The organism is Acidovorax sp. SRI_002, assembly GCF_057586455.1.
The window spans coordinates 524,174-549,349 of record NZ_JBYCZW010000004.1 but is presented as its reverse complement, the minus strand read 5'-3'; the positions used below and the strand labels follow the sequence as shown (position 1 = coordinate 549,349).

At 65.7% G+C, this 25,176-nt stretch carries 21 protein-coding genes; 6 read left to right on the top strand and 15 right to left on the bottom strand.

Going from position 1 to position 25,176, the window contains the following annotated elements; all coding sequences use genetic code 11:
- Positions 1–61: 61 nt before the first annotated feature.
- From AC2YJX_RS13745 to AC2YJX_RS13705, 9 genes are all read right to left on the bottom strand, one after another.
- Entirely contained in the window at positions 62–841 is a 780-nt protein-coding gene (locus AC2YJX_RS13745; protein ID WP_487256324.1) for a FadR/GntR family transcriptional regulator, read from the bottom strand.
- A gap of 109 nt (positions 842–950) precedes the next feature.
- Positions 951–2,033: a patatin-like phospholipase family protein gene (locus AC2YJX_RS13740; RefSeq protein ID WP_487256323.1), complete on the bottom strand. Its 1,083-nt coding sequence runs from the start codon at positions 2,031–2,033 to the stop codon at positions 951–953.
- A gap of 269 nt (positions 2,034–2,302) precedes the next feature.
- Positions 2,303–3,070 carry an ABC transporter permease gene (locus tag AC2YJX_RS13735; protein ID WP_055394856.1) on the bottom strand — a complete coding sequence of 256 codons (768 nt, stop codon included), beginning with the start codon at positions 3,068–3,070 and terminating at the stop codon, positions 2,303–2,305.
- A gap of 18 nt (positions 3,071–3,088) precedes the next feature.
- Positions 3,089–3,913, bottom strand: coding sequence for an ABC transporter ATP-binding protein (locus AC2YJX_RS13730; RefSeq protein ID WP_431150328.1), 825 nt, complete (start codon positions 3,911–3,913; stop codon positions 3,089–3,091).
- Between the two features lie 163 nt (positions 3,914–4,076).
- Positions 4,077–5,108, bottom strand: a complete 1,032-nt coding sequence (locus AC2YJX_RS13725; protein WP_218300439.1) for an ABC transporter substrate-binding protein — start codon at positions 5,106–5,108, stop codon at positions 4,077–4,079.
- A 293-nt stretch (positions 5,109–5,401) separates the two neighbouring features.
- On the bottom strand, positions 5,402–7,708 hold the full coding sequence (locus AC2YJX_RS13720; protein ID WP_487256322.1) for an NADP-dependent malic enzyme: 2,307 nt from the start codon (positions 7,706–7,708) through the stop codon (positions 5,402–5,404).
- A gap of 178 nt (positions 7,709–7,886) precedes the next feature.
- Complete coding sequence (locus AC2YJX_RS13715) at positions 7,887–9,374, bottom strand: nucleobase:cation symporter-2 family protein (RefSeq protein WP_055394864.1); 1,488 nt, start codon at positions 9,372–9,374, stop codon at positions 7,887–7,889.
- A 200-nt stretch (positions 9,375–9,574) separates the two neighbouring features.
- Positions 9,575–10,279: a GntR family transcriptional regulator gene (locus AC2YJX_RS13710; protein WP_487256321.1), complete on the bottom strand. Its 705-nt coding sequence runs from the start codon at positions 10,277–10,279 to the stop codon at positions 9,575–9,577.
- Entirely contained in the window at positions 10,276–11,604 is a 1,329-nt protein-coding gene (locus AC2YJX_RS13705) for a C4-dicarboxylate transporter DctA (RefSeq protein WP_055394897.1), read from the bottom strand. Before AC2YJX_RS13705 ends, AC2YJX_RS13710 begins: the two co-directional genes overlap by 4 nt.
- A gap of 209 nt (positions 11,605–11,813) precedes the next feature.
- On the opposite strand from AC2YJX_RS13705, the gene AC2YJX_RS13700 reads away from it, so the two are divergent.
- Complete coding sequence (locus AC2YJX_RS13700; RefSeq protein WP_487256320.1) at positions 11,814–13,154, top strand: glycerate kinase type-2 family protein; 1,341 nt, start codon at positions 11,814–11,816, stop codon at positions 13,152–13,154.
- Positions 13,155–13,214: 60 nt separating this feature from the next.
- On the opposite strand, the gene AC2YJX_RS13695 is transcribed toward AC2YJX_RS13700, so the two are convergent.
- The 4 genes from AC2YJX_RS13695 to AC2YJX_RS13680 form a co-directional block, all read right to left on the bottom strand.
- Positions 13,215–14,459, bottom strand: a complete 1,245-nt coding sequence (locus tag AC2YJX_RS13695; protein ID WP_487256319.1) for a M20 family metallopeptidase — start codon at positions 14,457–14,459, stop codon at positions 13,215–13,217.
- Positions 14,456–16,234, bottom strand: coding sequence for a 2-oxo-4-hydroxy-4-carboxy-5-ureidoimidazoline decarboxylase (uraD, locus tag AC2YJX_RS13690; RefSeq protein ID WP_487256318.1), 1,779 nt, complete (start codon positions 16,232–16,234; stop codon positions 14,456–14,458). Before uraD ends, AC2YJX_RS13695 begins: the two co-directional genes overlap by 4 nt.
- Before the next feature lie 75 nt (positions 16,235–16,309).
- A complete protein-coding gene (gene puuE, locus AC2YJX_RS13685) occupies positions 16,310–17,260 on the bottom strand; it encodes an allantoinase PuuE (RefSeq protein ID WP_487256317.1) in 951 nt (316 codons plus the stop codon).
- 24 nt (positions 17,261–17,284) lie between these two features.
- A complete protein-coding gene (locus AC2YJX_RS13680) occupies positions 17,285–17,962 on the bottom strand; it encodes a GntR family transcriptional regulator (protein WP_055394876.1) in 678 nt (225 codons plus the stop codon).
- Positions 17,963–18,070: 108 nt separating this feature from the next.
- On the opposite strand from AC2YJX_RS13680, the gene uraH reads away from it, so the two are divergent.
- Positions 18,071–18,421, top strand: coding sequence for a hydroxyisourate hydrolase (gene uraH / locus AC2YJX_RS13675; protein WP_055394878.1), 351 nt, complete (start codon positions 18,071–18,073; stop codon positions 18,419–18,421).
- 169 nt (positions 18,422–18,590) lie between these two features.
- On the opposite strand, the gene AC2YJX_RS13670 is transcribed toward uraH, so the two are convergent.
- The gene (locus AC2YJX_RS13670) at positions 18,591–19,133 is read right to left on the bottom strand and encodes an energy transducer TonB (RefSeq protein ID WP_431150312.1); all 543 of its coding nucleotides are present in this window, start codon (positions 19,131–19,133) and stop codon (positions 18,591–18,593) included.
- A 67-nt stretch (positions 19,134–19,200) separates the two neighbouring features.
- Here AC2YJX_RS13670 and xdhC point away from each other — a divergent pair, with 67 nt between their 5' ends.
- From xdhC to AC2YJX_RS13655, 3 genes are all read left to right on the top strand, one after another.
- The gene (gene xdhC, locus AC2YJX_RS13665; RefSeq protein ID WP_487256316.1) at positions 19,201–20,031 is read left to right on the top strand and encodes a xanthine dehydrogenase accessory protein XdhC; all 831 of its coding nucleotides are present in this window, start codon (positions 19,201–19,203) and stop codon (positions 20,029–20,031) included.
- A 214-nt stretch (positions 20,032–20,245) separates the two neighbouring features.
- Positions 20,246–21,487 (top strand): urate hydroxylase PuuD, encoded by a 1,242-nt coding sequence (locus AC2YJX_RS13660; protein ID WP_487256315.1) that lies wholly within the window; start codon positions 20,246–20,248, stop codon positions 21,485–21,487.
- 233 nt (positions 21,488–21,720) lie between these two features.
- Positions 21,721–22,236 carry a hypothetical protein gene (locus AC2YJX_RS13655; RefSeq protein WP_487256314.1) on the top strand — a complete coding sequence of 172 codons (516 nt, stop codon included), beginning with the start codon at positions 21,721–21,723 and terminating at the stop codon, positions 22,234–22,236.
- A 67-nt stretch (positions 22,237–22,303) separates the two neighbouring features.
- Here the strand turns inward: AC2YJX_RS13655 and AC2YJX_RS13650 are convergent, their stop codons facing one another.
- Positions 22,304–24,148 carry an EAL domain-containing protein gene (locus AC2YJX_RS13650; RefSeq protein ID WP_487256364.1) on the bottom strand — a complete coding sequence of 615 codons (1,845 nt, stop codon included), beginning with the start codon at positions 24,146–24,148 and terminating at the stop codon, positions 22,304–22,306.
- A 264-nt stretch (positions 24,149–24,412) separates the two neighbouring features.
- On the opposite strand from AC2YJX_RS13650, the gene AC2YJX_RS13645 reads away from it, so the two are divergent.
- The gene (locus tag AC2YJX_RS13645; RefSeq protein ID WP_055401449.1) at positions 24,413–25,036 is read left to right on the top strand and encodes a Crp/Fnr family transcriptional regulator; all 624 of its coding nucleotides are present in this window, start codon (positions 24,413–24,415) and stop codon (positions 25,034–25,036) included.
- Positions 25,037–25,176: the final 140 nt, after the last annotated feature.

Genomic DNA, 25,176 nt, shown 5'->3' with positions numbered 1-25,176 from the left:
AGCAATTCGGAGAGGCCTTTTCCCGCCTCAAGGTCCCCGCGCCGCTGGGCGGCCAACAAGGTCAGAAGATCAGTGGACCGGATGCCGCCACCAGCGGCTGTGCCAGCCGCGCGCCGTCCTGGGCCCAGAAGGCCAGGTCGGCCTGTTCGATGCGGGCCAGTGCGTTCTTCATGTGCTGCGCCGCCGCAGCGCGGGCAGCTAGTGCATCGCCTGCCTCGATGGCCAGCACGATCTGCGTGTGCTCATGGGTCACGGCGTCGGCAAAGTCGGCGCGCCGCGCCTCGTTGGCGCGGGTCACGCGGGTGGCGCCCTTGAGAAACTGCGCCAGATAGTCCAGCGTGCTGATCATGAACGGGTTGCCTGCCGCCTGGGCGATGGCGCGGTGGAACAGCACGTCTTCCTCTACCCCGTCGCGGCCTGCGCGCACGGCGTCGGCAATGTGCTGCATGGCGGCGCGGATGGCGGCAATGTCTTCATCGGTGCGACGCAGGGCTGCCAGCTCGGCCACCTCGGCCTCCAGCGCACGGCGCACTTCCACGATCTGCATCACCGCCTCGCGCGATGCGGCAAGGGGCACATCGAACTGCAGCGGCTCGATGCCCGGCGCGAGCACATACACGCCGCTACCCTGCCGCGAGTCCACGAGCCCCAGCGACTTGAGGCGCGAGATGGCCTCGCGCACCACCGTGCGGCTGACCTGAAACTGCTGCGCCAGCACCGCCTCGGTGGGCAGCTTGTCGGACGCCTGGATGCGGCCCGCACGGATCTCGGCCTCCAGCGCGCTGGCCACCTGGTCGGAGAGCTTGGCGCTGGGTTTGACGGCGGAGAACGGCGAAGACATGGGCGGGGCGGGCAGTGGGGCGTGAAGTCGGTGCCGGGATGTGCGGGCAGGCCGGGGCGCAGGTGACTTTACCCGAAGGGCACTGCGCCGGAATCGTTTGTTTGCCGCGCTACTTGGGCGCCGGGCAGGAGTCGTCCAGTTTGGCCAGGCCCGCCAGCTTCTGCAGCCGGCTGCGGTTGTCCAGGCAGGCCTGGTGCTGCACCTCGGTCGCCTTCTGCTGGGCCTGCACCGCCGCCTTGCTGCGCTCGGCCTGGAGCTGGGCCACACGCTCGCGGATTTGCGGCATCACGGCCAGCGCGGCCTTCTCGCCTTCCACGATGGCGTTGGCGCGCTGGCTGAAGTCGGCGGCGCCGATGTCCAGCACCTGCGGGCGCACGATTACGTCGGCCCGCGCCAGTTCTGCCTGGCCCAGCTTCTGGCCCATGATGGCAATGGACTGGTTGAGCGCGCCCAGCATGTTGCCCGGCGTCTGGCCCCGGGCCTTGTTGGAGATGTCCACCGCGATCACGATGTCGGCGCCCAGCTGGCGCGCGGCGTCCACCGGCACCGGGCTCACGATGCCGCCGTCCACAAAATGGTATTTGCCGATGGTGACGGGCTGGAACACGCCGGGAACGCTGCTCGATGCACGTACCGCCTGCCCCGTGTTGCCGCGTGCAAACACCGTGCGCTCGCCATCTTCGAGGCGCGTTGCCACCACCACAAACGGTTTGGCCATCTGCTCCAGCGGCTTGCGGCGCACCTGCTCGTTCACATAGTCTTCGAGCTTCTGGCCCAGCACCAGGCCGTCGGACGACAGCTGCAGGTCGCGGATCTTGGCTTCGTCCAGCGCCACAGCCTTTTCCTGCATTTCGAACGCATTCATGCCGCTGGCATACAGCGCACCGACCACGCTGCCTGCGCTGGTGCCAGAGACCACAGCGGGCGCGAAGCCGTTGGCTTCCAGCATCTTGATCACGCCGATGTGCGCAAACCCCTTGGCGGCGCCGCCGCCCAGCGCGATGCCGATGCGGATGGGGGCGGGGGTAGATGTCGCCAGCGGCGCGCTGGGGGAATCGTCGGCGCGCGCGGGGGCGGTGCTGGTGCTGCCGCATGCCGCCAGCCAGAAGGTCGCCGCCGTGACGATGGCGATCCGGATGACGGGGGGCGCTGCAAACGCCGCGATGGGGTGGAAAAGGGCGGTCAGGTGCATGCCGGGAGTCCTGCGGTCAACGGGCGGGCAGTATATCGGCGGCGTTTTGGCAGCGCGGGAAAGACGGCCAATTGCTTCTGAAGAGGAAGTGCCGGCGCATCCTTTGCACTGGCAAGGAGCGCAATCGTCGAAACCGGCGCGGCCTGGTCGAGAACCGCCGCGCAAGGGCCGCCCCGCCGCGCTGGCGGTGTCCCCCTTCTCTCGAATCGCGCCAGCGATTAGAGAGAAGGGGGAAGGCGCCGAAGGCGACTCAGGGGGATATACCCTACCTACTCGCCTTGCGAGCCCCGGTGCGCCCACCCTGTGGTGCGCTTTTCGATCCAGCTGAACAGCTCGTACATCACCATGGCCATCGCACCCACCACCATCAGGCCCGCAAAGGCCAGGCCCATCTGCATGGACGAGCCCGCGCTGATGAGCAGGTAGCCGATGCCTTCGTTGGCGGCGGTCATCTCCGACACCGTGGTGCCGACAAAGGCCAGCGTGATGGCCACCTTGAGCGAGCCGTAGAAGTACGGCATGGAGCGGGGCAGGCCCACCTTGGTCAGCACGTCCCAGCGCTTGGCGCCCAGCACGCGCAGCACGTCTTCCAGCTCGGGCTCCAGCGTGGCCAGGCCGGTGGCGATGTTGACCATGATGGGGAAGAAGCTGATGAGAAAGGCCGTGAGGATGGCCGGGCCCACGCCGATGCCGAACCACACCACGAGGATGGGAACAAAGGCTGCCTTGGGCAGGGCGTTGAAGGCGGTCATCAGCGGGTATACGGCGGCATAGGCCAGGCGAGAACTGCCGATCACAAAACCTAACAGCACGCCGACCACGATGGCAATGCCAAAGCCCGCCATCGTGACCCAGTAGGTGCGCCAAGCGTGTGCGGCGATCACGCCGCTGAACTCGACCAGCTGCGTGGCAATGACCCAGGGGCTGGGGAAGAGAAATTCGGGGACGCTGAAGGCCGAACAGATGATTTGCCACAGCAGAATGGTGGCGGTCAGCAGCAGCCAGGGGGACCAGCGCTCTACGGTTTTCTTGTGCATGGTGGGAAGGTCTTCGGGTTACTGCTGGATGGGCGCGCCGGCCTTGCGCAGGGCGCCGATGTGGCCGCGCAGTTCATGCACGATGTCGGTGAATTCCTTGGTGTAGGTCACCTCCAGGTCGCGCGGGCGGGGCAGCTCGATCTCCTTGCGCACCACAAACCGGCCCGGGCTCTTGCTCATCACATACACCGTGTCGGCCAGGAAGACCGATTCGCGCAGGTCGTGCGTGACCAGGATCACGTTGAATTTCTGCTCGGTCCACAGGTCGCGCAGGATGCACCACAGCTCCTCGCGCGTGAAGGCATCCAGCGCCCCAAACGGCTCGTCCAGCAGCAGCATCTTGGGCTCGTGGATCAGCGCGCGGCAGATGCTGGCGCGCTGCTGCATGCCGCCCGACAGCTGCCAGGGGAACTTGTCCTCATAGCCCGCCAGCCCCACCTTCTGCAGCAGCTTGCGGGCGCGTTCTTCGTATTCCTTACGTTTCTGCTTGAAGTTGCTGCGGTAGGGCTCGACGATTTCGAGTGGCAGCAGCACGTTGTCCACCGTGGTGCGCCAGGGCAGCAGCGAGGGCGCCTGAAACGCCATGCCCGAGACCTTGAGCGGCCCCGTCACCGGCTGTCCGTCGATGAGGATCTTGCCCATCGATGGCATCTTCAGCCCCGTGGCCAGCTTCATGAAGGTGGACTTGCCACAGCCCGAGGGGCCCACGATGGCGATGAACTCGCCCTGGCGCACCTGCAGGTCGATGGCCTCCACCGCAAACTGGTTCTTGGCGCGCAGCTCGTCGTTGTAGGCGAGCCAGACATCGCGGAAGTCCACAAAGTAGGAATCAGCAGCCTGCATCAGAGGTCCGTAGTGAGTAGTGTTTGTGCACCGAGGTTGATGCTGGGCGCGGCCCAGGCCAGCGCCCCCGTGCAAGGGCCGCCCCGTCGCACCGGGGGCGTCCCCCTCCCGACTCGCGCAGCGAGTCGAGAGAGGGGGAAGGCGCGAAGCGACTCAGGGGGTGTCACTTCTTCGGCAGGATGTTCAGCTCGGCTGCAGGGGGCAGAAAGCTGGGGTTCCACACATCGTCGGCGTTCACGCGGGTCTTGGTGTTGAACGCGTCCGACACCTGCGATGCCATCAGCGACAGGCGGCCGGGCTTGGCTTGGCCAAAACCTTCGGCGCGGGCGTCGGGGCTGTTGATGACAGTGTCGATGGCCAGTTGCAGGCGGCGGGTTTCGAGCGGCACGTTCACGATGCCGTCGCGCGCCTTCACATGCTCAATGGCGGCTGCGGGGTTGGCGATCACTTCCTTGGCGCCCTTGGCAAAGGCCGACAGGAACGCTTTGATGGCGGCCGGGTTCTCCTTGATGAGCTTTGGAGACGCGATGATCACGTTGCCATAGAGCTTTACGCCGAAATCGGCATAGGGCAGCACCACCACGTCGGCGGCCTTGGCGCCACGGGCTTCCAGGTTCAGCAGCGAGGTGAAGGTGAAGCCGGTGATGGCGTCCACATCGCCGCGCACCAGCATGGTTTCGCGCAGGGGCGGGTCCATGGCCGTCCAGGTCACAGCGCCAATGCCGTTGGCCTTCTGGAAGATGGGGAATGCGCGGCGACCCGCGTCAAACACGGGGGCGCCCAGCTTCTTGCCCGCCAGGTCGGCGGGCTTCGTGATGCCGCTCTTCTTGAGCGCCATGACCGAGGCAGGCGTGTTGTTGTACACCATCATCACCGCCACGGGTTTGTTCTGTGCGTCGGGGTTGTTGGCGTGGAACTCCATCACGGCGGCCAGGTCAGCAAAGCCCATGTCGTACGTGCCCGAGGCCACGCGCTGCACTGCACCACCCGAGCCGTTGCCAGCATCCACGGCCACATCCAGGCCTGCGGCCTTGAAGTAACCCTTGGCCACGGGCTGCAGGAACAGCGCGGCGGGGCCTTCAAAGCGCCAGTCGAGCTGGAACTTGATGGGCGTGGTGGCCTGCGCCTGGGCCAGCGAGGTGCTGCCGATCAGGGCCAGGGCGGCAGCGGTTTGCATGAACAGTCTCTTTTTCATCGGGGGCTCCTGTCGGGCGAGGGGAAATGCGGTGAGGGAAGGCATGGGCCCCATCCAGGGGCCATACACCTGCAGTCAGCAAAAACGATGCCCGGTTTGTGTACGCGGGTGTTTTGCTGTGCCCCATTGTTCACCGAAGTGGTGCACGCCAGCATGCTGGGTTTCCCGAAATGGTGCATGCGCCGGGTGAGGGGTTGGCTTGCCCATGAAAAACGGGGCCCGTGGGCCCCGTTGCAACGGTGTGTGGGCAGGCCTGATCATGGACTGCGCACGGTCAGCACGGCACAGCGCGCTCAGCGTGGCCGGGCGGCAGCGCTGGCCACGGCCAGGGCCGTCATGTTGAGCACCCGGCGCACGGTGGCGGCCGGGGTCAGGATGTAGGCCGTGGCAGCGGCGCCCATCAGGATGGGGCCCACCGTCACGCCACCGCTGGTGGTCGTCTTCAGCACGTTGTAGAGGATGTTGGCTGCATCCAGGTTGGGGCAGATCAGCAGGTTGGCCGAGTCCGTCAGGGTCGAGTCCGCCATGTAGGCGTTGCGGATGTTCGGCTCCAGCGCGGCATCTCCGTGCAGCTCGCCATCGCATTCGATCTCGGGGTGGGCGGCCACGAACAGGTCGCGCGCCTCGCGCATCTTGCGGGCTGATGCGCGCTTGGACGAGCCATAGCTGGAGTGCGAGAGGAAGGCGACCTTGGGTGGGATGCCAAAGCGTTGCACCTCCTGCACCGACATCCAGGCGATGTCCGCTAGCTGCTGTGCCGTGGGGTCTTCGTTCACGTAGGTGTCGGCAATGAACAGCGTGCCCCGGTTGGTCATCAGCGCGTTCAGGGCAGCGTAGTTGTGGGCACCTTCCTGGCGGCCGATGATGCTGTGGATGCGTTCCAGGTGCGTTTCATACGTGCCCACCAGGCCGCAGATCATCGCGTCGGCATCGCCCAGCTTGACCATCAGCGAGGCAATGATGGTGTTGGAGCGGCGCACGGCGGCCTTGGCCACTTCGGGCGATGCGCCATTGCGCTTCATGAGCTGGTGGTAGTGCTCCCAGTACTGTCGGAAGCGTGGGTCGTCCTCGGGGTTGCACACCTCCACATCCTTGCCCAGCTGCATGCGCAGGCCGGCCTTGGCGATGCGCGCAGCAATCACGGCGGGGCGGCCAATGAGGATGGGTTGCGCGATCTTGTCGTCGATGGCCATCTGCGCGGCACGCAGGGCGCGTTCGTCTTCACCGTCGGCGTAGGCCACGCGCTTTTGCGCGTCGGGCAGGGCCTTGGCAGCCATGATCACGGGGCGCATCAGCATGCCGGTCTGGTAGACGAAGCGCGACAGCGTTTCCTTGTAGGCCTCCATGTCTTCGATGGGGCGCGTGGCCACGCCCGATTCGGCTGCGGCCTTGGCCACGGCGGGAGCAATCTTGAGGATCAGGCGCGAGTCGAACGGTGTAGGGATGAGGTAGTCGGGGCCAAAGGTCAGCTCTTTGCCCGCATAGGCGCTGGCCACTTCTTCGCTGATGTCGGCCTTGGCCAGGTCGGCGATCTGGCGCACGCAGGCCAGCTTCATCGCCTCGGTGATCTTGGTCGCGCCGCAGTCCAGCGCGCCGCGGAAGATGTACGGGAAACACAGGACGTTGTTGACCTGGTTGGGGTAGTCCGAGCGGCCCGTGGCAATGATGCAGTCGGGGCGCACGGCCTTGGCCAGTTCGGGGCGGATCTCGGGCTCGGGGTTGGCCAGCGCCAGGATGATGGGCTTGGGGCCCATGGTCTTGACCATTTCGGCCGTGAGCACGCCCGGTGCCGAACAACCCAGGAATACGTCGGCGCCGTTGACGGCATCGGCCAGCGTGCGGGCATCGGTCTTTTGCGCGTAGCGCGCCTTCGACTCATCGTAGCCCCCGGGGCGGCCTTCGTAGATCACGCCCTTGGAGTCGCACACGAAGACGTTCTCGATTTTCACGCCCAGGCCCACCATCACGTTCAGGCAGGCAATGGCGGCCGCGCCCGCGCCAGAAACGGCAATCTTCACCTCGCCGATCTGCTTGCCCACCAGCTCCAGGCCGTTGAGCAGCGCGGCGCTGCTGATGATGGCCGTGCCGTGCTGGTCGTCATGGAACACCGGGATGTTCATGCGCTTGCTGAGTTCGCGCTCGATGTAGAAGCACTCGGGCGCCTTGATGTCTTCGAGGTTGATGCCGCCCAGCGTGGGCTCCAGCGCCGCAATGATCTCGATGAGCTTGTCGGGGTCGCGCTCGGCCAGTTCGATGTCGAACACATCGACGCCCGCGAACTTCTTGAACAGGCAACCCTTGCCTTCCATCACGGGCTTGCTGGCCAGCGGCCCGATGTCGCCCAGTCCCAGCACCGCCGTGCCGTTGGTGATCACCGCGACCAGGTTGCCGCGCGATGTGTAGTCAAACGCCTTGGAGGGGTCGGCCGCGATGTCCAGGCACGGATAGGCCACGCCTGGCGAGTAGGCCAGCGACAGGTCGCGCTGGTTGGACAACGGCTTGGTGGGGGTGACCGAAATCTTGCCCCGGGTGGGGTTGCGGTGGTACTCGCGCGCAGCGTCGCGCAGGGCCTGTTCGGCGGCGGAAATGTTCTGTGTCATACGGAAATCCTGGAAGTCCTCGGCGGAATGCAAAACAAGGGTACCCGATGGCGTGGGTGGCGGACATGCAGGTTTATGCGTATGCAGCATGAAGCCAAAACCCCCTGGCAGCCATGGCGGACAGGGGGCGGAGCCACGCGGGCGGTGTCAGGTTTTCGGCAGCGTGCAGGCGTCAGGCCTAGTGGGCGTCGGCCTGGCGTGCGGCGTTGACAGCGGCGGAGGTGTCGCGGCTGGCGCCATTGAAGAAAACGTTCAGGGCCACCGCCGTGATCGAGGCCAGGAGGATACCGGATTCGATCAGCGGGTGGATGGCATGCGGCATCCACTGGCGGAAGTTGGGCGCGATCAGCGGCACCATGCCCACGCCGATGGATACGGCCACGATCATGGCGTTGAAGCGGTTGGTCTTGAAGTCCACCCCGCCCAGAATGCGGATGCCTGTGGCCGCCACCATGCCGAACATCACCAGGCCCGCACCGCCCAGCACCATGGTGGGCAGCGACTCGACCAGCGCGGCCATCTTGGGCAGCACGCCCAGCACGATCAGGATCACGCCGCCGGCCACGCACACAAAGCGGCTCTTGACGCCGGTGACGGCGACCAGCCCCACGTTCTGCGAGAAGCTGGTGTACGGAAAGGTGTTGAAGATGCCACCCAGCAGCGTGCCCAGGCCATCTGTGCGCAGTCCGCGCGTGAGTGCCGCCTGGTCCACCTTGCGGTCGGTCATCTCCCCCAGGGCCAGGAACATGCCGGTGGATTCGATCATGACCACGATCATCACCAGGGTCATGGTCAGGATCAGGATGGGGTCGAAGACAGGGCTGGCAATCTCGAACGGCAGCACCAGGTCAAACCACTGTGCCTTGGCCACCTTGTCGAAGTTCATCAGTCCCATGCCCACGGCCACCACTGCGCCGATCACGATGCCCAACAGCACCGAGATGTTGGCAATGAAGCCCTTGGCGAACTTGGCTATCAGCAGGATGGACAGCAGCACCAGGGCCGAGATGCCTACGCCGGTCAGGTCCGCGTACTTGGGGTTGGGCACCGTAGGCACCACCGCAAAGCCCTTGGGCACCGGAGGCAGCGAAGAGCCGGGGGCTCCGGCAGCGGCTTGGGCATCGGCCAGCCACTTGAGGTGCTCGGGGTTGGGCACGCTGGGCGCCGTGGGGCCCACGGGGTTGCCAAAGATCCAGTTGATACCCACGCGCATCAGGCTGATGCCGATCACCGCGATGATGGTGCCCGTGACCACCGGCGGGAAGAACCGGAGCATGCGGCTGACCAGCGGAGCGATCAGGATGGAAATCACGCCCGCGCCAATCACCGAGCCAAAGATAAGCCCGGCCCCGGCCGTGCCGCCCGTGGTCTGCGCCATCGAGACCATGGGCGCCACCGATGCGAAGGTCACCCCCATCATCACGGGCAGCTGAATGCCGAACCAGCGCGAGGCGCCCAGCGCCTGGATCAGCGTGACCAGCCCGCATACAAACAGGTCGGCCGAAATCAGCTTGGCCACCTGGTCGGGCGTGAGGTTGAGGGCGCGGCCCACGATGAGCGGCACCGCTACAGCGCCCGCATACATCACCAGCACATGCTGCAAGCCTAGCGCCGTGAGTCGCCCCAAAGGTAGGTGTTCGTCCACGGGGTGTACAGGCGGGTTCATGCGAGTCTTTCGGGGGTTGGGGGTATGAATACGGAAGGGATACCTGAGCCGGATGGTGCACAAGTGTCCATACAAAAATCGTATACAAAATGACCGGACGCGCTTATCCCGGTAAACCCTTAGAGTGGCGCAGCAAAATACCCGCCTGCAGTGGATGCAGGCGATTGGAAGGTTTGTGGCCGGGGCGCGACCGGCTTGGGCTAGCTCAGGGCTGTCGATGCCGCCTTGGTGCGTTGGCTGGTCAGCGGTGCGAGGGATTCACGCAGCCGGTCCCGCACCAGCGGCTGGCCGGGGTTGAGGGCGCCTTCCACATGCCCGATGTGGGCCAGCATGCGTTCGCGGGCCATCGTGGTGTTGCCTGCTTCCAGCGCTTCGACGATGGCGGCGTGTTCGGCGCACGACTGGCTGGCCGCGTGCTGCGACTGGTACAGCGAGGCCGCCAAAGTGGTGCGCGCCGTGAGGTCGCGCAGGATGTCGCTCAGGCTGCGGTGTCCCATCGCCTCGGCCAGGCAGACGTGGAAGTCTGCGAGCAGAAAGGCGCGTGTGGCGGCATCTGCACCTTCGATGGCCTGCTGTTCTTCGGCGATGTGCGCCCGCAGGCGGCGGGTCACGCTCTGCAGCGGGCGGCCCGCATCGGCCAGGATGCCCGACTCGATGATGCGCCGGGCCGAGAACGCATCGCGTGCGTCTTCCACCGTAGGCTCCACCACATACCAGCCCCGGCGTGGCCGCACTTCGACAAAACCACGGGCCTGCAGCTGCATGAGCGCCTCGCGCACCAGGGTACGGCTCACACCGAAGAGGTCGGCCAGTTCCTGCTCGCCCAGGCGCTCGCCGGGTGAGAGCTTTTGCGCAAGGATGGATTCCACCACCTGCTGGGCGATCTGGGTCTGGTTGATGCTCATGCGGCCGATTGTGGCGCTACCGGGGGCGCCATCTCTGGCGAGACCTCGGGGGCCAGCGGCGGCGTGCTGCGGCCGTCCAGCACTGCATGTGCGCGCTCGCGGTCGATGTCGCCCTCCCAGGCCGCGATGGCCACGGTTGCCACGCAGTTGCCAATCAGGTTGCCCAGGGCGCGGGCAATGCCCATGAACCAGTCCACCGACAGCACCAGCACCAGCCCGATGGCGGGGATGGCCGGGATTGCGTGCAGCGTGGCGGCCAGCACCACAATGGCCGAGCCCGGCACACCGTGAGCGCCCTTGGAGGTGACCAGCGAGATCGCCAGGATGGTCAGCAGGTCGGCCATCGAGATGGGCGTGTTCGTGGCCTGGGCGATGAACACGGCCGCCAGCGTGATGTAGATCGAGAACGCGTCCAGGTTGAACGAGTAGCCCGTGGGGATCACCAGGCCCACGGTCGAGTCGCGGATGCCCATGTGCTTGAGCTTGGCCATGATCTGCGGCAGCACGCTGTCGGACGACGTGGTGGCAAACACCACGGCCAGCTCCTCGCGCAGGTAGCGCAGCAGCTTGAACAGGCTGAAGCCCGAAAACCGCATGATCAGGCCCAGCACCACCACCACGAAGATGGCCACTGCCGCATAGAACAGCACCACCAGCATGCCCAGCTGCTTGAGCGAGCCAATGCCGTACTTGCCCACCGTGAACGCAATCGCGCCCAGCACACCCAGCGGCGCCAGCTTGATGATCAGGCCCATGGTCTTGAACAGCACGTGCGACAGGTCTTCGATGAGGCTGGTGACGCGCGCGCCGCGCTCGCCCATCAGCGCCAGCGCGCAGCCAAACACAATGGAGAACAGCAGCACCTGCAGCACATCGCCATTGGCGAAGGCGCTCACGGCGGTGGTGGGGATGAGCTTGAGCAAAAAGTCGCTGAAGCCGCCACCCGTGAGCTTGCTGGCGTTGTCTGCATAGGCGCCCATCGCCTTGGGGTCGAGCGCCTTCGGGTCCACATTCATGCCCACACCGGGTTCAAACCAGAACGCGAGCGCCAGGCCCAGCACCAGCGCGATGGTGGTGACCACCTCGAAGTAGATCAGCGACTTGATGCCCACGCGGCCCACACGCTTCAGGTCGCCCGTGCCCGCGATGCCGTGAACCACCACACAAAAGACGATGAGCGGGATCAGCATCTTGATGAGCTTGATGAAACCGTCGCCCAGCGGCTTGAGCTGCACGGCCGTGTCGGGCCAGAGCAGCCCGATGGCCACGCCAGCAATCAAGGCCAGGACCACCCGGCCAAACAAGGAGTTGAGAAAGCGGAGCATGTGAACCCTTTGGATAGGAAGGCGATACTGTTGGTCAATCTTGCATACAAGAACTGTAGACAACAGTTGCGGGCCAGAACATGGGGTTATCCCGCGCTGCGCGTCGCCACCGCGTCGTGCCGCCGTGGGCTGGGTTGAAGTAGTTTTGACTTCTGCGCACGGCCATGCCCTGGCCGTGCCCGCACAATCGCTCGCGGAGACGACCATTCATGACCACCCCCCCCACCGTGCCAAACCCCGTTCGCCAGAGCGGCGAATTCCTCGAATATCTCTACGGTGTTGCCGTGCGCCGCGCGCTGCCGCTGCACAACACTGCAGCCTTTTTGCCCCCGCCGCCCAGCCGCGAAAGCGGAGGCCGCACGCTGGTGCTGGGTGCTGGCAAGGCGGGCGGCGCCATGGCGCAGGCCGTCGAAGCACTGTGGCCTGCGGATGCACCCTTGTCGGGGCTGGTGGTCACGCGTTACCACCACACACCGCCCCGGCCGCAAGGCCTGGCGCAGCGCATCGAAGTGGTTGAGGCCGCCCACCCCGTGCCCGATGCGGCGGGCCTGGCTGCTGCGCAGCGCATCCTGGCGCTGACGCAGGGTCTGACTGAAAACGACCTCGTGCTGTGCCTCATCTCGGGCGGGGGCTCCGCCCTGCTCACGCTCCCGGGCGACGGCCTCACGCTGGAGGACAAGCAGCGCATCAACAAGGCGCTGCTCGAAAGCGGCGCTGCCATCGACGAAATGAACTGTGTGCGCAAGCACCTCTCGCGCATCAAGGGCGGGCGGCTGGCGGCGGCCTGCGCGCCTGCGCGGGTGGTCACGCTCACCATCAGCGATGTGCCGGGGGACGACCCTTCGGTCATTGCCAGCGGCCCCACGGTGCCTGACGCCACCACCTGCACTGATGCGCTGGCGATCCTGGACCGCTATCGCATCGAGGTGCCCACTGCAGTGCGCTCAGCCCTCGAAGCAGGCGCGCTGGAAACCCCGAAGCCCGGCGACGCCGTGTTTGCCCACCATGTGGTGCACATGACCGCCACGCCCCAGCAGTCGCTGGAAGCTGCGGCCGAGGCCGCGCGGGCGGCGGGTGTGCAGGCGCACATCCTGTCGGACGAAATCGAAGGCGAATCGCGCGAGGTGGGCAAGGTGCACGCCGCACTGGCGCGGGCCGTGGCGCGGCGTGGTCAGCCCTTCACAAGGCCGTGCGTGATCCTGTCGGGCGGCGAGACGACCGTGACGGTACGCCCACAGCCGCCAAGCACACCCCGGGGGCGGGGTGGCCGCGCGGGCGAGTTCTGCCTGGGCCTGGCGCAGGCGTTGCAGGGGCAGCCGGGTGTGTGGGCGCTGGCCGCAGACACCGACGGCATCGATGGCGTGGAGGACAACGCGGGTGCCCGCGTGGCGCCCGACACGCTGGCGCGGGCCGAGGCGGCGGGCCTGCGCATCGCAGCCCACCTGGACCGCAACGACGCCTATGGCTTCTTTGAGCCCCTGGGGGATCTGGTGGTGACGGGGCCTACCCACACCAATGTGAATGATTTCCGTGTGCTATTGATTTTGTAGCTGCAAGCGCTTGATGGATAAGCGCTAGAGGCTAATTTCACCCAAGTTCTGCCTGACAGTTCACGCCAGGAGATCGCACAGCGCCCGCGCAATCACCTTGGTCGCACGGCGCAGGTCTTCCAGCTGCAGTCGCTCGTCGGCGCGCTTGGCGTGGGATTCGAGCACCGTACGTGGCCCGGCCCCATAGATCACGCCGGGGATGCCGCGCTCCACATACAGGCGCACGTCGGTGTACAGCGGCGTGCCCACGGCGGGCACGGGCTCGCCCAGCACGGCCTGTGCGTGTTTCTGGATCGCCTCGACCAGCGGTGCATTGCCCGCCAGCGGGGTCATGGCGTTGGCCAGCAGCAGGCGCTTGATCTCCACGCTGATGCCAGCGCGTTCGCCCGCCGCCTGCTCAATGATGCGGCGGATGGCGGCTTCGACTTCCACCGGGTTCTCTTCAGGGATCATGCGGCGGTCGAGCTTGAACATCACCTTGCCGGGCACGACATTGGTGTTGGTGCCGCCTTCGATGCGGCCCACGTTCAGGTAGGGGTGCTTGATGCCGGTGACGTTGGACGTGACCTTCTTGTATTCGTCGTTCTGTGCGTACAGCGCGTTCAGGATGTGCACCGCGCCCTGCAGCGCGTCCACGCCGGTGTGCGGCACGGCGGCGTGGGCCATCTTGCCGTGCACGGTCACTTCCATTTGCAGGCAGCCGTTGTGGGCGGTGACCACTTCGTAGCTGAAGCCTGCGGCAATCATCAAATCGGGCTTCGTCAGCCCCTTTTGAAGCAGCCATCCGGGGCCCAGCTCGCCGCCAAACTCTTCGTCGTAGGTGAAGTGCAGCTCGACCGCGCCTTTCGTGGGCTTGGCCACGGCTTCCAGGGCGCGCACGGCAAAGGTGAACGATGCAAAGTCACTCTTGCTCACGGCAGTGGCGCGGCCATACATGGCGCCATCCACGATCTCGGCGCCATAGGGGTCGTGCGTCCAGCCTTCGCCGGGGGGCACCACGTCGCCGTGGGCGTTCAGGGCAATGGTCTTGCCGCCGTCGCCCTGCGCACCGTACTTGCGGCGCACGATGAGGTTGGTGATGGATTCCATGCCGTAGGCCAGCACATCGGAAGCGGGCACCGCGTGTTTTTCGGCCTCGTAGCCAAACTCCTTGAGCAGCTCGGCCGTGCGTTCGGCATGGGGCGCGTTGTTGCCGGGTGGTGTGTCGGTGGGCACGCGCACCAGGGCCTGCAGAAAGCGCACTTCCTCGTCGAAGTGCTGGTCGATCCAGGCGTCCAGCGCGGCGTAGTTGTTATTCGTTGTCATGGTTGTGGTTCCTCGGCAAGTTGGCGCAGCACCTGGGTGAAGGCGTCCACGGCCAGCTGCATGTCGTTGTTGGTGGTGGATTCGAGCGGGTTGTGGCTGATGCCGGAGTTCTGGCCGCGCACAAAGAGCATGGCCTGGGGCATGATTTCGTGCAGCTTCATCGCGTCGTGCCCCGCGCCGCTGGGCATGCGGAACACGGGCACGCCCAGAGTGTCCACGGCGCGCTCCCACTGGTGCTGCCAGGCGGGCGCACTGGGCGCGGCGGCGGCGCGCATGGATTCTTCCAGGGTGTAGCGCAGGCCACGCCGGGCCGCGATGTGGGCGAGCTGCTCTTTCACATCGCTCACCAGCGCATCGCGCTGGGCATCGGTAGGGGCGCGCAGATCCAGTGAAAACAGGCAACGCCCCGGCACCACGTTGATGGAGCCAGCGGGCACCTGCAGCTGGCCGATGGTGCCCACCGAGTCGCCATCTTGCGCGGCGCGCTGCTCCACATACAGCGCCAGCTCCGCCACGGCCACGGCCGCGTCGCGGCGGCGGTCCATCGGGGTGGTGCCAGCGTGGCTGGCGGTGCCGATCATCTCGCACAGAAAACGCACACTGCCGTTGATGGAGGTGACCACACCCAGGGGCAGGTCCAGCTCGTTGAGCACCGGGCCCTGCTCGATGTGCACCTCGATGAAACCCAGGTACTGCGCAGGGTCGCGCTGCAGCTTGGGAATGTCGTCGATGCACAGGCCCGCGTGCTGCATGGCCGCGCGCATGGTTATGCCGTCCACGTCCTTCTGGTCGAGCCAGGCGGGGTTGAAGTCGCCAATGAGCGCGCCCGAGCCCAGGAAGGTGGCCTTGTAGCGCTGGCCTTCCTCTTCGGCAAAGCCCACCACCTCGATGCCGAAGGGCAGGCGCTGGCCCGTGCGGTGCAGCTCGCGCACACAGGCCATGGGCACGAAGATGCCCAGGCGGCCGTCGTATTTGCCGCCGTTGCGCACGGTGTCGTAGTGGCTGCCGGTCATGAGGTAGCGTGCGCCTGTGGCCGCCGGGTGGTAGCGGCCCACCACGTTGCCCACGGCGTCGATCTCCACCTCGTCAAAGCCGCAGTCGCGCATCCAGTGGCTGATGCGCTGTGCGCAGGCGCGGTGCGCGTCGGTGAGGTAGGTGACGGTGAGCTGGCCTTTTTCGGCAAAGCCGGGGTCGGAGTGTTCGGCCAGTTTTTCCTGCCAGTCCCACACTTCGTTGCCCAGCACGGGCTCGGCCGCGAACTTGTCGTTCAGGCGAATCTCGGCAATGCGGTGGATGTTGCGCAGGGCCTCGGCCAGTTCGAACTCGGGGTGGTTGTCCAGGCGCCGCGCAAAGGTGTCGATGATCTCCCGCTTGGGCAGGCCCGTGCCGCGCGGCCCGCGCACGGCCAGGATGAACGGGAAGCCGAAGCGCTCGTTGTAGGCCGCATTGAGCTGCTGGATGCGCTCGAACTCCTCGGGCGTGCATTGGGTCAGGCCCGCCGTGCTTTGCTCGTTGGTGGATTCGGCCGTGAGGTTTTTCGCCACCATGGCTTTGCCCGCCAGCTCGGGGTGGGCGCGGATCAGACCCAGCTGGGCGTCCAGCTCGGCAGTGCGCACCACCTGCGCCAGCGCGTGCTTCAGGTGCGCCAGCGTTCGGAAGGGCCGCTGCGCCAGGGCCTGCTCGGCAATCCAGGGCGAGTGTTCGTACAGCCCGTCCAGCAGCGCCAAGGCCTCGGCGGGGCTGGCGGCGTTGAGTTGTTCCAGGGTCAGTGGCATGGTGGTGCTTCAAAAAAGTGAGCTGCTTGCGCTTGTTGGATAAGCGCTGGGGGCAATTTGATTCATCAATGTGGCTCACATGACGGGCGCAGGGTGGTGCTGCGCCCAGTGGCGCGCAATGTCGATGCGCCGCGCCACCCACACCTTGTCATGCTGTGCGATGTGGTCCAGAAAACGCTGCAATGCCGTGATGCGGCCGGGGCGGCCCAACAGGCGGCAATGCATGCCGATGCTCATCATCTTGGGGGCGTTGTCACCGTCGGGGTCGCCCTCGGCATACAGTGCGTCGAAGGTGTCCTTCATGTACTGAAAGAACGGGTCGGCGTGCGAGTAACCCTGTGGCAGGGCAAAGCGCATGTCGTTGCAGTCCAGCGTGTAGGGCACGATGAGCTGCGGTGCCGTGCTGCCATCGGTTTTGCGCACCTTCATCCAGAAGGGCAGGTCATCGCCGTAGTAGTCGCTGTCATATTCAAAGCCGCCAAAGTCGGCCACCAGGCGGCGGGTGTTGGGGCTGTCGCGGCCGGTGTACCAGCCCAGGGGTCTCTCACCCGTCATGCGCTGGATGATGTCCATGGCCTCTTGCATGTGGGCGCGTTCCACCTCTTCAGGGATGTGCTGGTAGTGAATCCACTTGAGGCCGTGGCAGGCGATCTCGTGGCCCAGCTCCACCAAGGCGGCTGTGAGCTCGGGGTGGCGCTGCAGAGCAGTGGACACGCCAAACACCGTGAGCGGCAGATTGCGTTTTTCAAACTCGCGCAGGATGCGCCACACGCCGGCGCGCGAGCCGTATTCGTAGATGCCCTCCATGCTCATGTGCCGCTCGGGGTAGCTGGCGGGGTTGAACATTTCGGAGAGGAACTGCTCGCTGCCCGCATCGCCATGCAGCACGGCGTTTTCGCCGCCTTCCTCGTAGTTCAGCACAAACTGCACGGCAATGCGCGCACCGCCCGGCCACTGCGCGTGGGGTGGGGTCTTGCCGTAGCCGATGAGGTCGCGGGGGTAGGCTTGGGTGGAGTCGTAGATCATGGGAATGCGGAAAACTTCGGAAGGTCAGGCAGTGATGGGGGCCAGGGCGGCGGCCAGGTCGCTGGCCGGGCGCTTGCGGTCAAAGGTCAGGCTGGCTTCGACATGTTCGAGGTGGCTTTGCATCAGGGCGACGGCGCGTTCTTCGTCGCGCGCGGCCAGGGCTGTCACGATGTCGGCGTGCTCCTCGTGCGAGTGTTCTGCGGCGCTGGCCGACTGGTACATCAGCGTGATGAGCGCGCAGCGCGAGATCAGGTCGCCCAGCATCTGCGCCAGCACCTCGTTGCCCATCAGCTCGGCCATGCGCACATGGAAGTCGCCCAGCAACTCGGTGCGGCTGCTGGCGTCGGCGGTGTCCATGGCGGCCTTCTCGCTGGCCACATGGGTGCGCAGCGCCTTGATCTTGGCGGGGGTTACGCTCTGCACGAAGGCGCGGGTCATCTCGGTCTCCAGCATGCGGCGCACGGCGAACACCTGGCGGGCTTCTTCGACCGAGGGGGTGGACACGAACGCACCGCGCGCAGGCTCCAGCGTGACGAGGCGGTTTTGCGCAAGCTGAAACAGCGCCTGGCGCACCAGCGTGCGCGACACGCCAAAGTGGTCGGCCAGTTTCTGCTCGGCCAGTTTGGTGCCTGGCTGCAGGCGGTGCTCTACGATGGCGCGGGTCAGAGCGTCAACAATGGCGCTGGTGGATGAGGATTCCATGGCGGCATGATACGGTGGATGGCGAAAAGTGTATACACTTTTGGTCTACACACTGCGGTCCGGCAATCCTCGCCGATTGGCCGTGGCCCCCACTTCAGGAGATTCCCTATGGGATTGAGCACCCACGTTCTGGACACCATGAACGGCTGCCCCGCCGCTGGCATGGAGGTGGCCCTGTACTCCACCGACGGCGACAACGCCACCCTCATCAAGCGCCTGGTGCTGAACCACGATGGCCGCACCGATGCCCCGCTGTTCGACAACGCCAGCCTGCGCACCGGCACCTACCGGCTGCGGTTTGATGTGGCGGGGTACTTCAAGGCCCGGGGTGTGGAGTTGCCCGAACCCAATTTTCTGAACCAGGTGAGCCTGGACTTCGGCATTGCGCACGCCGACCAGCACTACCACGTGCCCCTGCTGGTCAGCCCGTGGAGCTATTCGACCTACCGTGGGTCGTGAGAGGTACTGCTGCGGTGCGTGGCATCGCGTGGCCGTCCTTACTGGCGCTGCCCGGACCAGGGATGCCAAGCAAGGGCCGCCCCGCGGCGAGGGCATCGTCCCCTCTCCCGAAGTCGCGGAGCGATTTCGAGAGAAGGGGGAAGCGGCGTAGCCGCTCAGGGGGATGTACCTAATGCTGCCCTTCGGTGAGCGTATCGAGCTGGAAATGCCCGCTTTTGTCCCACAACCAGGTGTCGGTGTAGGTGACCTTGCCCATGCGCGTGGGCGCAGGGAAGGGGGCTGCGGCGCGCACGGTGCGTTCGATTTCGGCCACCACCTCGGGGGCGTGTTTGGGAGCACGCATCCAGCGCAGGCGCGTGACCTTGCCGGCGCGGTCGATATCCACCTCCAGCACACCGATGGCATACAGCATGGGCGGCAGCTTGCCCTTGTACACACGCTGTGCGTTCAGTCCATAGAGGTGGGTGGCGGCGTCTTCGCGGTAGGCGCGGGCCGTGCTGGCGGCAGACGCGCGGGCCGAGCCTGCGGCAGCGGGCACAGGCCCCTTGACGCTGGCGGTGTCCGGGCTGGGCATGGTGCTGTCCTGCGCCGGGGCTGGTGGCTCGGGGGCCGACTTACAGGCCGCCACCAGCGATGCAACGGCGGCCATGAGTCCGGCAAGCAGCCAGGGGCTGCGGTGGCTGGAGGAGCGCTCGGTGGGGGTGGGCGGCATGATGGCTTTTGTGAACTGAACGATGCCCCGTGGGGCGGGCGACCCTTGGTGGCGTGAAGGATCTGGATTGACTGATGTACTTTTGTTGCTGGACGGCCTTGCAGCCGCCCCCGCCTGTCTGGTAAGGGTGGAGTCTACCGAAGGCTCGGCCCCGCGTGAACCCGGCGCGTGGATGGCCGTGTTCGCAGACCGTATCGTGGGCACCATCGGCGGCGGCCATCTGGAGCTGCAGGCGATTGCCGAAGCGCGCCGCCGCCTGGGCGGTGTGCCCGGCCCGGCCCCGGGGCAGCCGCCCATGCGTTTTGCACTGGGCCCGGCGCTGGGGCAATGCTGCGGGGGCGTGGTGTACCTGGGTTTTGAGGTGCTGACCGCAGCCGACCTGGCCCCCGCTGCGGGTCTGCGCGCGCGCCTGTCGCCGCACCAGCACCCCGTGGCACTGTTCGGTGGCGGCCATGTGGGCCACGCGCTGGCGCGGGTGCTGGCGCCGCTGCCGTTTGCGCTGACCTGGATCGACAGCCGCGACGGCATCTTCCCTAGCCCCACGCCCGAGGGCGTGGTCTGCGAACACTCCGAGCCCGTGCAACTGGCTGTGCCCCGCCTGGCGCCGGGCAGCCGCGTGCTGATCATGAGCTTCAGCCATGCCGAAGACCTGGACGTGGTGGCCGCCTGCCTGCGCCGCCAGCGGGAACAGGGCGACCTGCCTTTCATCGGCCTCATAGGCAGCAAGACCAAATGGGCGACGTTTCGCAATCGCCTGCATGGGCGCGGCTTTGCACAGGACGAACTGGCACAGGTCACCTGCCCCATTGGTATCCCCGGCATTGAGGGCAAGGAGCCCGAAGTGATCGCCGTGGCGGTGGCTGCACAGCTGCTGCAGACGCTGAAGGGGGTGGGCTGAGGGTAATTCCGGGCCTCCATGCCTCGGATTGGGGCTGGAGTCGGGAACAATTCCTGCATACACTTTTCAACGGATTTGTTGACGGTTTACGGGTCGCAGCGGTGCCCCGGCGGGTTTGCCCGCCAAGGTGCGCGACCAAAATTTCTGCTCAGAGCGCCCGCAGTGGTGAGCAGGTTTGCTAATTGCAGCGCATCCGCGCTGCCAAGGTTGAGATATGGAAAGCTACTTTCTCGACTGGGCCAACCTGCTGTTGCGCTGGGTCCACGTCATCACCGCCATCGCCTGGATTGGCTCGTCGTTCTACTTTGTCTTCCTCGATAGCAGCCTCACGCCGCCCGAAGACGAAGACCTCAAAAAACAGGGCGTCAGCGGCGAGCTCTGGGCCGTGCACGGCGGCGGGTTCTACCACCCGGTCAAGTTTGCCGTGTCGCCGCCCAAGCTGCCCGGCCACCTCCACTGGTTCTTCTGGGAAAGCTACAGCACCTGGATCAGCGGCTTTGCGCTGTTCACCGTGTCGTACCTCTACAGCGCCAGCACCTACCTCATCGACAAGTCGAAGATGGACTGGGCGCCTGTCACGGCCATCGTGGTGGCGCTCGCGTTCTTCGTCGTGTTCTGGCTGCTGTACGACGCGATCTGCCGCATCTTTGGCCAGAGGAAGAACGGCGACGCCATCGTGGGTGCGCTCGTCTTCGTGCTGGTGTGCATCGCCTCGTGGCTGGCCTGCCACTGGTTTGCTGGCCGCGCAGCCTTCTTGCTGGTGGGCGCGATGATCGCCACGGCCATGAGTGCCAACGTTTTCTTTTGGATCATCCCCGGCCAGCGCACCGTGATCGCACAGATCAAGGCGGGCGAACCGGTGGACCCGATCCACGGCAAGCGCGGCAAACAGCGCAGCGTGCACAACACCTACTTCACGCTGCCGGTGCTGTTTGCCATGCTGAGCAACCACTACAGCTTTACCTGGAGCCACCCGCAAAACTGGCTGGTGCTGATCCTGATGATGTTTGCGGGCGCCGCCATCCGCCAGTTCTTTGTGATGCGCCACGGCTACAAGCTGGGCCGCAACGGCAACCCGCTGCCCTATGCGCTGGTGGGCGTGGCCGTCATCGTCGGCGCCATCGTGTGGATGCGCCCCGCGCCCATGGCTGCTGTCAGTGGTGCTCCTGTTTCAGGAGCTGCTAGCGCAATTGCAGCAAGCGCTAGCGGCCAAAATGACTACAAGTCGGTGCAAGCCGTGCTGGAGCAACGCTGCTACCTGTGCCACGGCGAGGCGGTGCAGATGAAGAACCTGCGGCTCGATTCACCCGACAGCGTCAAGCAACACGCCCAGGCGATTTACCAGCAAGTGGTGGTGCAAAAACTCATGCCCATGAACAACGCCACGCAGATCACCGACGCGGAGCGGGCACTGATTGGGCGGTGGTTTGAGGCGGGGGCAGCGACGGGGCCTTGAGCTGGGCCGGGCGCTCGGCCAATTTAGATGGGACGTGTAACGGTAGTTTTGCCGCAGTCGGGTTTTGTCTTACTGTTCCGGCCGCTGGATCGGGAAGTCTTGTAGAGGTCTTGCATGAACGGTGTGGAAGAATTGCGGGGCGCTAACCGCTGGCGGTAATGGTGCTTTGCCCTTCCTTCCCGTGAACTCCCTCACACCGCCGCGGTACGGAGATGCTCTACTAGTTTTTGAACATGAATTTCAGAACGCTATCTGTCCTGTTTTTTGCCCTGGTGCTTCTGTGCAGGACTGCGTCAGCCGATTCGACGAATGTGGAATCTGCCGCCAAACCTGAGGTGGAAATCCAGGCATGGCTATCCACACATGGCGGCAAAGATTGGAGTATTCATATTTTGCCGACCGGGTTCGCATACTTTCGCTTCCATAGTGGGCATCCTTTTGGAACATTGAGCGGGGAATTCTTCCTTGATTCCGATAGCTTGTTGCCTTTGCTCGAAGAGGCACGATTGCATCAATTTGATGGCCTTCCTCGCAAAATTCGGCCTGCGCTGCTGCCTCTCCATGCGCCAAGCTATACGGTAGAAATCCGAGTGGACGCGACCAGGCGCCGAGTGGAGCTTTACGATCCGATGAGCGTGGCCCCATCAGCTGAACGTGATCGTTTCTCGGCGATTTGGGATGCTGTATGGAAACAATTTCCTCTCAAACCTCCGGGCGTTCCTGTGTACCGGCCCGTGGAGGCGCGCTGAGTGTTCCGGTGACCTTCGCCATTGGACGAAGAGATTGAAGTCGAGGACCGGGCCAGGAGTTATTCAGTCACGCCGCCAGCACATCCTGCAACGCCCGCGTAGCAGCCAGTGCGCCCAGGGCGGATTCAGTAAACCCACCATGCAGCACCACCCCGGTCGCTGCCTGCTTGGCTTCGTGCTTGGCCACGGCCGCCAGGTTGGCCACTTCCTCGGCATGCCGAAAACGCCCGGGGGTGATGCGCACCGCACCAATGGCCAGCGTGGTACACGGAAAGAACCGTGGCACCCCATGCCGGTCTTCGGCCTGGATGCCACCGGCGCGCCGGGCCTCGTCGTCAAACAGCGTGAGCGCTTCGCGGGCAAAGGCGTCCACGATGTTCTTGCAGCGCTGCAGCCAGTTACTGCTCTGGAAGATCAGCATGAAATCGTCCCCACCCACATGGCCCACAAAGTCGCGCCGCGCGTCGCAGTGCGCCGTGGCCAGACGGGCGACGAGGCGGATCATCTGGTCGCCGCGCCAGTAGCCGTAGTGGTCATTGAAGGGCTTGAAGTTGTTCAGGTCGGCATAACACGCCACAAACTCGGTGTGGTGGTCCAGCAGGCGCTGCATGTGCAGGCTGATGGGGATGTTGCCGGGCAGAAAGGTCAGCGGGTTGGCATGGCGCGCGGCTTCGATGCGGGTCTCGGTCACGGCCCGCACCAGTTGGTCGCCCGTGCCCAGGCCCAGGTAGCGGCCGTTGTCGGTGACGATGTAGCCGTCGTTCAGATACCGCTGGTCCTGCGAGGTGAGGATGCCCACGAGCTGGTCCACGTCACAGTCCAGCTCGACCACACGCGGCGCCTGGTTGGCAAACGCCAGGCACGATTTGCGGCCATGCACCTCGCGAAAGTACAGCGTGGCGTAGTGGTTCATGAACTGCTGGCGGTTGATGAGCGCCACGGGGCGCGTGCCGTCCACCACGGCCAGCGCATGCAGGTCGGTGCGCTCATGGAACATGGCAGCCACTGCATCGTTGCTGGTGGCGGGCGCGGCGGTGGGCGCCTGCACCACCAGCAGGCTGCGCAGGATGCCGGGGCGCGCCGTCTGGCCCAGGTGCGGCAGCACGGCCACGCGGCGGTCCTGCATCACTTCCTGTGCCGGGCTCTCCACGGCCTCGCGCGGGGCCTTGGCGGGGCGGCCCAGCAGCCAGCCCTGTCCGTAAGGGACGTCCAGGTCGCGCAGCGCGCGCAGGTCGTCGCGTGTCTCGATGCCTTCGGCTATCAGCTTGGTGCCAAACATATGGGCTATGCCCTTGATGGCCTGCAGCATCTGCAGGTTCTCGGGCTGGTTGCTGATGTCGCGGATGAAGTACTTGTCGATCTTCACGAAGTCGGGCTTCACCTCGGACCACAGCCGCAGGCTGGAGCGGCCATCGCCAAAGTCGTCCAGCGCCAGCCGCGCGCCGCAGGCGTGCACCGCCTTGATGGCCTGGCGCAGCTGGGGCATGTCGGTCACGCGCTCGTGCTCGGTGATTTCCAGCACCAGAAGGCGGGCGCTCACGCCAAAGCTGCGCACGGCCTCGCCCAGCATCGGTGCGCCCACCAGGGCCACGCCGTGCACCAGCGCGTCGGCGCTGATGTTCACAAACAGGCGGCCCGGCGCCTTCTGAACGCCCCACTGCTGCAAGGCGGTGAACACGCACAGCAGCTCGAAGTCCTGAAGGATGTGCTCGCGCCGCGCCAGCTCCAGCAAGGCATCGGGCGTGTGCAAAGGGGTGCCCTCGGGGCCCCGGATCAGGGCTTCGTGGGCATACACGCTGCCCTCGCGCAGGTCGGCCAGGGGCTGAAACACGCAGTGCAGGCCCCCTTCGCGCATGAGTTGTGCCAGAGGGCCCTTGCCATGGCGCGCAGCCGGGGACAGCAAGGCCATCATCGCCTCCAGTCGGCTCCAAAGGGGGTTGTGCGTCACGGTAGATGGGGGACTCTGAGCAAGGTGCCCACGATATCGGCCGGGTGTGACAACCTTGTTACACACTGTTTCCGTGAGGTGGCAGGCCATTCCCTGGGGTGGACGTTCGGGGGGCATGCAGGTTGTTCATGCGTTGGCTCAACCCTGGCGCAGCGGCAGGGCTGCCGCGAGGGTTCGGTTTGATCTTGCTCAATGCCCAGCGGTCCGGGGCGCGGCACAGTCCGTCCCATGCTGCCCTCTACCTATTTCTCACTGCCCGCCGAAACCGAGGTGATTGCCGCCGGTGAAGTGCTGCGCAGGCGCAACGAGGTGCTGACGTCTGTGCTGCACCTCGAAAGTGGCCGCGTGCTGCGCGGTGTGCTCGACGATGGCTACCTGCGCCACCAGCTGGGGGCCGTGGAAGGGCCGTTCTGGCTCGATGCCGCGTCGGCCCTGATGGGCATGCCGCTGCCGGTGGACATGGTGGCTGATACCCGTGTGCAGGTGCGCCGCCTGCCCATCGAGGAGTTTCGCCGCAGCCTTGCAGAAATGCCGGCGGGTGCACGGGGCCTGTTGCTCGACATGGCGCAGGGCTACCGCCAGCAGTCCGAGCTGGCCGTGAGCCGCCTCGCGCAGGATGCCGAATCGCGCTGCGCGCAGTGGTTGCTCAACCACGCCCAGCCCGACCACAGCGGCACCATGCAGGTCACGCTGCACCAGCGCAAGCGCCTGATTGCGGCGCAGTTGGGCATCGCCCCCGAAACCTTCTCGCGCGTACTGCGCCATCTGCGGGAACTGGGCCTGATCCATGGCACGGGCAATGTGCTGAACCTGCCTCAGCCCCGGGCGCTGCAGTCGATGGCCGGTTGCTGAACTGAACCCAGCGTGGATGGCTTTGGCGCCGCGCGAAAAATAGCGCGCACCGCCTCTGCTACTGGCGCGCCGCCCGCCAGCGCACCCGTGGAACTGGCTTTGCCAGGCCACTGGGTGCGTCCCCCTCCGGGGGAAGCCGC